The 11,421-nt window shown below is 32.2% G+C and carries 9 protein-coding genes and 1 pseudogene; 5 read left to right on the forward strand and 5 right to left on the reverse strand.

What is annotated here, in order from left to right; genetic code table 11:
• Positions 1–85 precede the first annotated feature (85 nt).
• The 3 genes and pseudogenes from HMPREF2597_RS00100 to hxlA form a co-directional block, all read right to left on the reverse strand.
• Positions 86–1,498: pseudogene (locus tag HMPREF2597_RS00100) on the reverse strand (MFS transporter).
• A 670-nt stretch (positions 1,499–2,168) separates the two neighbouring features.
• The gene (gene hxlB, locus HMPREF2597_RS00105) at positions 2,169–2,717 is read right to left on the reverse strand and encodes a 6-phospho-3-hexuloisomerase (RefSeq protein WP_002479442.1); all 549 of its coding nucleotides are present in this window, start codon (positions 2,715–2,717) and stop codon (positions 2,169–2,171) included.
• A gap of 1 nt (position 2,718) precedes the next feature.
• Positions 2,719–3,351, reverse strand: coding sequence for a 3-hexulose-6-phosphate synthase (gene hxlA, locus HMPREF2597_RS00110; RefSeq protein WP_002479443.1), 633 nt, complete (start codon positions 3,349–3,351; stop codon positions 2,719–2,721).
• A gap of 264 nt (positions 3,352–3,615) precedes the next feature.
• On the opposite strand from hxlA, the gene HMPREF2597_RS00115 reads away from it, so the two are divergent.
• The 3 genes from HMPREF2597_RS00115 to folE2 are packed head-to-tail and all read left to right on the forward strand — an operon-like array spanning position 3,616 to position 5,553.
• Complete coding sequence (locus HMPREF2597_RS00115; RefSeq protein ID WP_002479444.1) at positions 3,616–3,978, forward strand: YojF family protein; 363 nt, start codon at positions 3,616–3,618, stop codon at positions 3,976–3,978.
• Positions 3,979–3,991: 13 nt separating this feature from the next.
• The gene (bshB2, locus tag HMPREF2597_RS00120) at positions 3,992–4,657 is read left to right on the forward strand and encodes a bacillithiol biosynthesis deacetylase BshB2 (RefSeq protein ID WP_012991021.1); all 666 of its coding nucleotides are present in this window, start codon (positions 3,992–3,994) and stop codon (positions 4,655–4,657) included.
• A 14-nt stretch (positions 4,658–4,671) separates the two neighbouring features.
• Entirely contained in the window at positions 4,672–5,553 is an 882-nt protein-coding gene (gene folE2 / locus HMPREF2597_RS00125; RefSeq protein WP_002459907.1) for a GTP cyclohydrolase FolE2, read from the forward strand.
• Positions 5,554–5,724: 171 nt separating this feature from the next.
• Here the strand turns inward: folE2 and HMPREF2597_RS00130 are convergent, their stop codons facing one another.
• On the reverse strand, positions 5,725–8,916 hold the full coding sequence (locus tag HMPREF2597_RS00130; protein WP_002479446.1) for a CDP-glycerol--glycerophosphate glycerophosphotransferase: 3,192 nt from the start codon (positions 8,914–8,916) through the stop codon (positions 5,725–5,727).
• 179 nt (positions 8,917–9,095) lie between these two features.
• On the opposite strand from HMPREF2597_RS00130, the gene HMPREF2597_RS00135 reads away from it, so the two are divergent.
• Together HMPREF2597_RS00135 and HMPREF2597_RS00140 are read left to right on the forward strand one after the other, a co-directional pair.
• Positions 9,096–10,514: a glycosyltransferase family 2 protein gene (locus HMPREF2597_RS00135; RefSeq protein ID WP_002479447.1), complete on the forward strand. Its 1,419-nt coding sequence runs from the start codon at positions 9,096–9,098 to the stop codon at positions 10,512–10,514.
• Positions 10,515–10,537: 23 nt separating this feature from the next.
• On the forward strand, positions 10,538–10,726 hold the full coding sequence (locus HMPREF2597_RS00140) for a hypothetical protein (protein ID WP_002459911.1): 189 nt from the start codon (positions 10,538–10,540) through the stop codon (positions 10,724–10,726).
• Positions 10,727–10,841: 115 nt separating this feature from the next.
• On the opposite strand, the gene HMPREF2597_RS00145 is transcribed toward HMPREF2597_RS00140, so the two are convergent.
• Positions 10,842–11,421 (reverse strand): Rib/alpha-like domain-containing protein (locus tag HMPREF2597_RS00145; protein ID WP_141760412.1); only part of this gene is annotated, 580 nt, incomplete at its 5' end.

Consider the following 11,421-nt stretch of genomic DNA (forward strand, 5'->3'; position numbering starts at 1 on the left):
TCGCCTTTTATTCAAATTTAGCGACAAAAACAAATAACGTGCGTGCCAATTCATCATAAATTGACATGCACGTCTAATTGTCATACTAAAAGTCTTCTTTTTCTTTACGTTCTTGTACCCACCATAATGCCTCTTTAGGATGCTCTTCGAAGTATCTACGGTCTTCTTCACTATCGACATTAGGATAAGAACCTTTCAATGATTTTCCAGCCATACTGAAATGCAGTAATGAAATGACAACAAAACCAATGACGCTTATCGCAGTTAAATAATATGCAGGTGCTAAAATATTGTTTGTGTAGTTTACTAACCAAGCAGCTATAAGTGGTGTCGTACCACCAAATAATGACACTGATAAGTTAAAGGTTACAGACAATGTTCGATATCTAATATGCGTATAGAACATTGTTGGCAACGATCCAGGCATTGTCGCCTCATATGTTGATAAGAAGAATCCTAATACTAGTACACCAACAATAATCAGTGGTAATGAGCGAGTATTCAATAAGCTAAAAGCAACGATACTTAATAGTGTTAAACCACCCGTACCTATTAAGAACACTTTTTTCTCACCAATTTTATCTGCAATTCTACCGAACATAAGTGCTAATGGAATCATAATAGCCATCACACAAGTAATCAGCACACTTGTTGTTGTCGCATCCAATTTTACTATTTGTTCTAAGTAAGTCGGTAAATATGCAGTGACTGTATAATTTGTTACGTTAAAAAATACAACCGCTACAAAACAGACTAAAATATCCTTGTAATAGTAACGAATAATAGTTAAAAAACCAATATTATCTCGTTGTGGCGCCGTTTCAATATCATTTTCGAAAATAGGTGATTCTTCTAAGCGACGACGTAAATATAATCCAAATAAACCAAGGAATAAACCTAGAATAAACGGTATTCTCCAGCCCTATGATTGCATTTGTTCTGCCGTTAATAAATAACTTAAAATGGCAATCATAATTGAAGCTGCTATATAACCTGATAATGTCCCAATTTCCAAACCACAGCCTAAACGATTACGGCTTTTATCTGGAGAAGACTCTGCTACGTATGTCATTGCACCAGCATATTCTCCTCCTGTAGAGAACCCTTGCAACACTCTAGCAAGTAGTAATAGTATTGGTGCCCAAATTCCTATAGTATCGTAGTTGGGTAACAAACCAATCGTTAACGTTGAAAACGCCATTAAAATAATTGTCGTTGTTAATACGACTTTCCGACCATATTTATCTCCTATAACGCCAAAAACAATTCCCCCAATTGGTCGTAATAAGAAAGCAATCGCTAACGCAGCGAAAGTAAGAATTAGTCGAATTTGATCGTTTTCAACTGGAGAAAAGAAGTTTGCACCTATGTATGCAGTTGTGTAGGCATAAACCCCAAAATCAAACCATTCCATGGCATTACCAATTCCTGTTGCGATAACAGTTTTTTTGGCTTTTTGAGCGTTTACCATGTTAATATTTTCTTTTTCGAAATCCATGAATGATACACTCCCTTGTAATATGTTACATAATTATACGTTATTAATTTATAATGTCAAATCGATTAAAGAAAAATTAATTTTTAAAATTCAAGTTTATTCATTTTACAGAATTTTTAATTATATTTATATAAATTTTTAATGCTTTATCGTGTTATAGTAAATTGCGTTGAAATATTGCCCGCTACATTTTGACTTTAAATATTCACTATCGCATAGTTAAACATAGGGATTCCGGCATATTCCCACTCGTTTTAATAATGCTTATATCTCCATTAATATCAATGACTTAAGGATTTTGAAAAATGTTGTCAATCTAGCGAATACTCACTTTAAAGGCAATAAAAGTTGTCAAAAATTTATATTGTTTTTTCAACATAAATCCGGTGTTATATAAAATATAATATGTCATCTAACTATACCCGCTATATATTTATCCAATCATATGCAATATTTTGTATAATCTATATGTATTCACTTTTATTAATATTTATTTATTTCGATTAGAATGGCATTTTGTATCTATTTCGCTAAAAACCAACGTGGTTACTGCTCTTTTTACTAGTAACTCATTTATGTAAAATAAGACTTTTAAGCACATCATTTAATTAATAAAGCCCATCGAAATTTACTATTTCAACGGGCTAATGAATATATTATATATAAATTTTTATTCTAAATTAGCATGATTATTTTGCATTGTTTCTTCATCAATATTAAACGTATCCATGAGTCCAAGTACCACACTATCTAAAAACAGGAGTGCAGCTTGTTCAAATAAACTGCCTAAAGGTTGTTCTGAACCTTCTGCGTTATATTTAGTTCCAGCAGGTAATTCAATCACCGTTTCTGCTAACTCCCCAATTGGAGAATCAGGATTTGTGGTTAATAATACGACTTTAGCACCTACTGTTTGGGCTTTTTCAGCTAACAAACGTAAATGCGCTGTTGAGCCTGAACCAGACAAGATTACAAATAAATCATGTTCTTTGATAGACGGCGTTGTTGATTCCCCTACGACGTACGCATCTTTACCTAATTGATTTAGACGCATCGCAAAGCTATTCGCAATAAAGCCCGAACGCCCTTTACCTGCAGTGAATATACTTTGTGCACCATTTACATCATTCGCAAAACGGTCGTATTGTTCATCTTGAACATGTGATAACGTACGCTCTAGCTCTTCAAGAATAAGACGGTAATTTGTAAATTGAGACATATTATTTACCTTCAATCGCATCACGACATTGTTTAGCCGCTTCTACAGGATCTTCAGCGTTAGCAATACCGCCACCTACAATAACTAAGTCCGGATTTTCAGCAACGATTTCTTTTATCGTATCTGGTTTAATACCACCAGCAACGGCGACTTTAGAATTTTTAATTACAGATTTAACTTTACGTAAGCTATCTAATGGCGATTGTCCCTCAGCTTGTAAGTCATAACCTGTGTGCACTGCAATATAATCAGCACCCATATCATCTAATTCTTGCGCACGTTTTTCTAAATCTTGAACAGCAATCATATCTACTAATAGTTGTTTATCATGTTTATGCGCTTCTTCAACTGCTGCTTTAATTGAAGCATCTTCAGCAACACCTAAAATAGTTACAACGTCTGCGCCAAATTTAATCGCTTGGCTTACTTCATAATCTGCTGCATCCATTATTTTAAGATCTGCTAATACTTTTGCATTATTTATATTTTTATTTAAATGTTCAACGGCTGGTAACCCTTCATTGATAACAATAGGCGTACCTATTTCTACGATATCTACATATTCCTCAACTTTTTTAGCTAATTCTGCCGCTTCTTCTTTGTTTAATAAATCGATTGCTAATTGTAATTCCAATGCAAACATCCTTTCAACATTAATGTTATATAAATCATTATTTGTTTTTCTATTTCTAGTTAGCAGTTTACCCGTCTCATCTTTTTTTAAACGACTAGATTTTTCTCTAACAATTAACTTTTAACTGAAGTATTCGCATAGTCTATATGTATAATGACAACGTTATTGTTACTTTTTTAAATAAATTGAGCAGAGATATACAATTACGCTGTTCTTTTTAGTAAAATAGAATGATAAACATGTTGTATGGCACAAGGAGTGAATGTGTTGGAACCAATTAATGAAATAGAAGTACAAAAAAGACTCACATCATACGAAAATAAACCTGTTTATTTACACGTTGAAACAACAAATGGTGCGTATGCAAACCATTTCGACCAACGTGTTTTTAATGCGGGGACGTTTTTAAGAAATATACAAGTCACATATGAACACGCACAACTTAAAGGCGGAGGCAAAGATCCTTACCGCGTTGGTCTCAAACTTCGTGATGGTGGCTGGGTCTATGTACAAGGACTCACACACTTCGAAGTCAACAATAATAATGAATTTTTAATTGCTGGATTTAATTATGAAGGACAATTGGCTGCCACTATTGAAATCAGTGATAAGCCATTCACATTATAGAGGAGGTACAGTCATGAATGATGAAAGTCATGTACTCGTTATATTTCCACATCCAGATGATGAAACCTTCTCATCTGCTGGGACGATAGCAAGTTATATTGAGGCAGGAGTACCTGTAACATATGCTTGCCTTACATTAGGACAAATGGGACGTAATTTAGGTAATCCACCATTTGCAACAAGAGAATCCTTACCAGATATTAGAGAACAAGAACTTGACAACGTCGCAAATATTTTAGGAATTACAAATTTGAGAAAAATGGGTTTACGAGATAAAACAGTAGAATTTGAACCTCATGCGCAAATGGATGCAATGATACAAGGATTAATTGACGAAACACATCCTTCTGTCATTATTTCTTTTTATCCTAATTACTCAGTACATCCTGACCATGAAGCTACTGCAGACGCTGTGATTAGAACTGTAAAACGTATGCCCGCTGCACAGCGCCCTCGTTTACAATTAGTCGCATTTAGTAATGATGCAATCGAACATTTAGGAGAACCAGATATTTTAAATGATATTTCAAAATATAAAGAACTAAAATTAAAAGCATTTGAAGCTCATGCATCACAAACAGGTCCGTTTTTAAAACAATTAGCAAGTCCTGAAATTGATGGTGAAACGCAAAGTTTCTTAGAAGTAGAACCATTCTGGACTTATCATTTTAAAGCATAAGGGGAGTTTGAAATATGACTGAATTTGATTTATCAACACGAGAAGGTCGTTGGAAACACTTTGGCTCAGTTGATCCTGTCGAAGGTACAAAACCAACGACGAAACAAGACATGACAGACTTACAAAGCACACATAAAAATTTCCTTTTTGAAATTGAAGAAGTTGGTATAAAAAACCTTGTGTACCCTGTTCGTATTAATCAATATCAAACAGCCGGGACATTTAGTTTTTCGACTAGCTTAACACAAAATGAAAAAGGGATTAATATGAGTAGAATCTTAGAAAGCGTTGAAAAGCATTACAGTAATGGCCTAGAATTGGACTACAGCACATTGTATCAAGTATTACGGACACTACAAGAAAATATGAAACAAAATTCAGCTGGTGTCGATGTTAAAGGAAAATGGTTCTTTGATCGCTATAGTCCAGTAACAAACATTAAAGCAGTAGGTAATGCAGATGTCACATATGGCCTGGCAATTGAAGGCAATAATATTACCCGTAAAGAGCTTACGATAGAAGCAACAGTAACTACACTATGTCCATGTTCTAAAGAAATTAGTGAATACTCTGCACATAATCAGCGCGGAATTGTTACTGTTAAAGCATACTTAGATAAAGATGAACAAATTGTAGATGATTACAAGGAGAAAATCTTGGACGCCATGGAAGCGAATGCAAGTTCGATCCTATACCCTATTTTAAAACGTCCAGATGAAAAACGTGTGACTGAACGCGCATATGAAAATCCACGTTTTGTCGAAGATTTGATTCGCTTAATTGCTGCTGACCTCGTTGATTTTGAGTGGATAGATGGTTTTGATATTGAATGTCGTAACGAAGAGTCTATCCATCAGCACGATGCTTTTGCTCGCTTAAAATATCGTAAATCATAAAAATAAATCCTGATAATCATCGCATTGTTTGTCAGAATTGTTTCATTCATAAATAATGAGCCAAACAAGGTTGTTTACACAACTGTTGCTTGGCTCAGTTTTTTATTGTCTTAATATTTGTCTTTTGTTAATGGCTAAGTGATATCATTGATTCAAGAGTAACACCGTGATTTAATTTAAGAAAAATCTTTTGACAATTGCTTCGGCAGCATGACCAGTTTCAAATCGACAAAATCGCTCATAAAACGCATCATACTTCTCACCATAATGTTCTCGAACAGTTTCTATTCGTTTGATTGCATCAATTAATTCATCATTTGTACGTACCAGTGGTCCTGGTGCAGTTTGTTCAAAATCAAAATAAAAACCTCTTAATTGATTTTTATAATAATCCAAATCATAGGTAAAGAATAACATCGGTTTTTTAGTGTTAGCAAAGTCAAACATAACCGAAGAATAATCGGTAATACAAATATCTGTGATTAAATATAAATCACTAATATCATCATATGCACTAGCATTAATTACGAATTCATCTAATGATGCGTCTAAATGTAATGCATTACTAATGATAATATGAGGTCGTAATATAAGAATGTACTCTTCCTCGAAATTTTCTTTCATTTTTTGTAAATCCATGTGTAATTTAATGATGTGTTTTTTAGCTTTATTAATATCATCGTCTCTAAATGTTGGTGCATATAAAATAACTTTACGCTGATCTTTAATGCCTAGTTTTTGTTTAATCATCTTTTTCTTTACTTCTAGTTGGGCTTCATTATTGCTGTAAAAAATATCATTTCTAGGATAGCCTATTTCTAATATTTCTTTCTTAAAGTTGAAAGCTGATTTAAAACATTTACTTGCGTATGGGCTAGGTGAAATAAGATAGTCCCAATTTTTAATGGCCTGATTTACTCGATCTTTATAACCCTCATCTCTACCTTCAAATGTATCAACATCGTTTAACATTTTTTTCAAAGGTGTTCCATGCCATGTTTGAATATAGATGGTGTCTTTTGGCTTAGCAAGATAGTATGGAAAATTTTGATTATTAATCCAATATTTTGCTCGAGAAAGATAATGGAAATATTCAGGTGATAATCTTTCCACAGTTGTCACATGTGGATCATTGAAAGGGTAATCCTGATTTGTCACCCACACGATATCATAATGATGATGATACTGCTTTAATGTATCATAAATTACTTTCGGACTATCTCCAACCGTTTTTCCGACATTACTTTCAAACACAATTAAGTCTTTTTTAGTTGGTAATACTTTTGATACTACAGAATTATACTTATCCATTGTTTTGAAATAGTATTTATTTTTTCTAAACCGTTTAAATAGATGCTGTGAAACAATATCATATTTAACTTTATTTTTCAAAGTATACTGTGCTTTAAAATAGCTGATTGCTTTATAAATTCTACAGCTATTATGCTGATCACGATACTTTATAAATTGATTCGCCCTTGCTTTAATCTCATCTTCAACCTCAAAATTATGATTAACATAATGACTAAGTTTTTGTTCTAATGATGCTAGTGAATTAACTATCACACCAGGTAATTCCTGCTCAATATCAATATGCGAACCATCTTTACCTAGAAATCTTTCTTTATCAAATTGATAATATATCACAGGTTTATACAAGAAACTAAAATCAAAAGCGACACTTGAATAATCCGTAATCATTAATTTACTTTCTTTAATCAATTGTTGAACATCTACGTCACCCTGTCTAATGCATGTGACATACGGAGGCACATCAAATAAATCAATAAATGGTTGCATGTTAGGATGCAAACAGAAAATAACTTCTATACCTTGGTCAACAACCTCTTTGATTTTAGAACTATAGAGTAATGCATTGATTCTACTCAAATAATCCGACTCAATAAGTTGCTCACTATTGATTAACCAGTCACGCCATGTAGGAATAATAAGCAGCTGATTCTTCACCTGATTATCAGGATTAAATAACTCATCAAATCTGGCTAAACCTGTCACAACAACTTGATTATTATCAAACTTCAAATCTCTGACAACAATTTCTTTTTCACGTTCCGAGCTTGTTACAAAGAGGTCGACATTAAAATCTTTTAATTGATTTCCATTAATTTGTGATAAATTTTTTGTTCCTAAAACGCCGTGTTGCAAAAACACCTTTATTGCTTTGATTTTTCGTGTGTATATTTGACTGTTTGTTGGATATAGTAGCTCTGGATGATGTGTCGAACAAATATAGTCTGCTTGAAGCATAATATCAAAATGTTCTGGTGTCTTATAAAATATGACATTACCTAAAGGCAGCACATGTTCGGCTTCCTTTGAGCTTTCTTCAATAACATAGTACACAGGTCGTTCCGGATAATGTGTACGCATATATTTAAAGAAATGATACCCATTATCCTGCGCTTTATATGATTTTTCACCAATCACCCAAATCTTTTCTTGTTCTTTTTTAAGTATATGGTGTATGTTGGTTTTTTTAATATTGTTTATATATTGTAAATAACTCTCGATACTATAACGGTTAATTCTGAATGAAAGATTGCGCCCTTTCATTGTGAAATATGGTGTAATTGAAATGATTTCATTATTGTATTCCGTTATGATTTCACCTTTTAAAAAACGCTCGGCTAAAATGCGTGGATTTCCTAATTTATATTTAATCGGCTCTAATACTTCTTGAACTTGTATTTCTAGAAAAATATCTATGATATCACCACTATCATATGGATACTGCATGAATTCTATCAGTTCATCATAAATATCTGCTGAAAAATCATATGTTGCTGCATTCTTGTTATTGCCATTTAATTGAGGTACAATGGCTATCCTTTTTTCTCTATCCGTAAATCTCGTTTTTATTAATAAATGTGTTGTAGTTAAATGTGAGTTTATAATCGCAAACTGTCCATCAATTTGTGCTTGACGATTATTCATTTTCAAGGAATCAATATGTCTGCGAGAAAAATATATTTTACTTGGCACATAGTCACTCATTGATAAATGTAAAAAGCCATTTTTAGTAATGTATGGATAAATGATGCAATTATTTTCAACAACAGCACTTAAATTTTCCACTTCAAAATCTTCGTTGAAAACCTTTAAAGTTCTTTGTGTAGTTAAAATATCAGTAGATTCTTCCACAATAATATAGATTTTAGGATCATCTTGTGATTTAAAATGTTCAGCAACTTCTAACAAATTGATTTTAAAGTGATTACTGCCACTTGCATTATCATATTCAATAGAATCAAATTCATTTTTTACAAAAATTCGGTGAATCACTTTGTCCGGTCTATCAAATAATATATGTAAAACCGTGCCTTCTTGTGTTATTTTATGCAACTCATTTCCCTCCAATTACCTTATAGCTAAGCTCTAATAAGCTTTATAATATCAGTTATATTCTCATATGATTGTTAAAATATTGTAAATTTCAGAATTCTAATTACATTATATCAATTAACAAGTTATAATGTAATGAGAAACAAAATATTATAATTAATATATTGAGGACCGTTTTTATGAATAAACCATTTTTTTCTATAATAGTGACTACCTTTAATAATGATAAAACTATTGAAAAAACATTGAATTCTGTAATAAACCAAACGTTAAATAACGATTTATATGAAATAATAGTCATCGATGATAAATCGACTGATGATACTTTTAATAAACTACAGACATTTAATGCAAATAATCTTACAATTCATCAGTTAGAACTTAACAGTGGCGGCCCATCCGCACCGCGCAATCTAGGCATTCAATTAAGTCATGGCCACTATATTTACTTCCTCGATGGTGACGATTGGTTAGATTTAAATATTTTAGAAAAGATAGCCAACAAATATGTTATTTACGATACCGATCTGATTATTGCGAAAGTAATAAAATATAAAGATGGTAATACAACCGTTCATGCCAAATTTATGACGATTGATGAACATATAGATAAACCAGGCAGCGATATTCCCTATCTTTATTATTATATGGGACCCAGTGGCAAATTTATTAAAAGATCGTTGATTATTGAAAATAACATTCAATTTCCTCTGAACTTACATTTTGGTGAGGACAAATTATTCTTTATGACTGCCTTTGTGAATGCACATCATGTTACAACGACGCCTATCGTAGCTAACTATTTAAATCGTTCAACAGATAATGTTTCTATCGTTAAAAAATCAGATTTTTTAACAAAAAGAGAAAGTGATTACATCATATTTAAGTCTGCTTTAAACATCTCAGATAAAAAAATTAGAGATAAATTTTTATTACGCATTGTTGAATATGATTTATTCAATAATTGTAATTCAAAAGTGTTTATTAATTTAAATTTCACGCAAAAAATTAGCGTGTTTGATATTATTAAAAAAATATGCACACATCCATATATACGTGATTATATTATACCAAACGTTGCTCATAAATATGATGATGTAATAAATGCAATTTATCACGACGATGTTGATAAATTTAACGCCTTTTTTGCTTGGTACAATAGCGGTGCTAAACTTCTAACTAAGCCCAATCAACAACATTATTCGCTAATAAGCGTAGACGATTATCGTTTTGAAGTGAGAGACCCACTTGCAACAACTAAAAATTTACAACAAGTTCAAAAGTCTGTCTATTTACAATTAGCAATCCATAATTTATCTGAACTTTCAATTAGTGGCATTCAATTAGCAAGTCGATCAAATTTTATGCATTCTATATTTTTATCAGATTATTCAATCAACCACGACTTGTTAACAATTAAACTACCTGAAACAATTCTAAATGACCTTAGCAAAGGCATTTATAATGTATTCGTTATATATGATAACTATAAACCATTAAATATTAGATATGCTTACAACAAAAATATGACATTACCTTCAAATGATATCACTTTTTATCCGACAATTAATGGATTTCTTTCTATGAAAGTAAAATAAATTATCTAACAGGAGCTATTGCAATGAAAAATTTATTAATATTTACAAATATTTTACTTGCAGTATTGTTTTTCTTAAACCAAAAGAAATTAAAAGAAGACTATAAGATTAATATGACTAATATCGACTCTGAAGAAGATATATTAGAACGTATGGGATTACATAGAGATAGCGAAGGACGGTTGATTCCTATAGAAGAATTATATGAGTAGTCTACTATAAGTATAAAATTTTGTATTAAAAAAGGCCTAACGAGGAATAATTTGTCTCCTCGCTAGGCCAATTTAATGTCATTATATTAAACATTAAATACTAATATACTGACTATTATTTGTTGTCTTTACGACGTTTTCTAGATACAAACATAGCTGTAGCTAATGCTGCGAACAAGCCAGCGAATAATGTTGTATTTGTAGTTTCTTTTTGACCTGTATCAGGTAAAGATTTCTGTTCAGAAGCTTTAGCTGGTGCTTGATGTTTATTATCTAGAGTTGATTGGTTAGTAGCTGTTTTTGCATGATTTTGCGTATCAACAGTTACATGATTTCCATCGACTAAAGGTGTTGCGTCTTTAGCTGGTTGAACTGGTTCATTTGGTTGAACTGGTTGTACTGATTCAGATGGTTTATTTGGTCTAGTAGTTACAGAAACTGTTACATGATCTTTTGATCCATCTGGATATGTCACTGTTACTGGTACATATACAGTACCTGGTGTTTTACCGTTTGGCAATGTACTTGGATTATCTACAGTTACTTTTGGTGCTGGTTTATCACTTGGATAGTTTGGCACGGTTACTGCTTTGATTACATCATCCGCTGTTGTTGGTGTGCCAAAATCTTTTGTGATTGGTGTTACTTTTGGTTCATATTTTCCGCTATCTGGATCGCCTACTTTAACTGTGACA

Origin of the sequence: Staphylococcus sp. HMSC063A07 (genome assembly GCF_001836955.1) — a bacterium.
Classification (GTDB): Bacteria; Bacillota; Bacilli; order Staphylococcales; family Staphylococcaceae; genus Staphylococcus; species Staphylococcus lugdunensis.